1 protein-coding gene is annotated in these 691 nt (G+C 71.9%); it reads left to right on the top strand.

Going from position 1 to position 691, the window contains the following annotated elements; translation table 11 throughout:
- Window positions 1-691: glucosyl-3-phosphoglycerate synthase (locus G6021_RS13370; protein WP_206682667.1), on the top strand; the 691-nt coding region annotated here is incomplete at both ends.

Raw genomic sequence — 691 nt, 5'->3', positions numbered from 1 at the left:
GCGGATCGGGTCGACCCGATCCGCGACTGGTCCGTGCGACGCACCTACCTGGCCGGAGACTTCCGCTCGGAGGACCTGGTCGCGGCCAAAGCCGGTCGGCGGGTGTCCGTCGTGCTACCCGCCCGGAACGAGGAGTCGACGGTCGGCGTGATCGTCGCAGCGCTTCGGTCCGAACTGGTCGAGCGGGTGCCGCTCATCGACGAGCTGGTGGTGATCGACTCCCACAGCGTCGACGGCACCGCGGAGGTGGCCCGCGCGGCCGGCGCCCGAGTGGTGGCGCAGGGGGACGTGTTGCCCGCGCTGGGGGACGTCCCGGGCAAGGGCGAGGCGCTGTGGAAATCCCTCGCCGCCACCGACGGTGATGTCGTCGTCTTCCTCGATTCCGACCTGCGCGAGTTCGACCCCGCGTTCGCGACCGGACTGCTGGGACCACTGCTCACCGAGCCCGGGGTGGTGTTCTGTAAGGGCGCCTACGAGCGTCCGCTCGACGACGGGCGAACCGTCCTGCCCGCGGGTGGCGGCCGGGTGACCGAGCTCGTCGCCCGACCGCTGTTGGCCGCCCACTGGCCCGCCCTGGCCGGGTTCGTGCAGCCGCTGGCCGGCGAGTACGCCGGGACGCGACAGGCTCTCGAGTCGATCCCCTTCGCCGGTGCGTACGGGGTGGACATCGGGATCCTGGTGGACCTGTTCA

The organism is Dietzia sp. CW19 (assembly GCF_014145265.1).
Lineage (GTDB): Bacteria > Actinomycetota > Actinomycetes > Mycobacteriales > Mycobacteriaceae > Dietzia > Dietzia natronolimnaea.
Note: the sequence above shows the minus strand (reverse complement) of the source record. Positions and strands in the feature narration are given on the sequence as shown.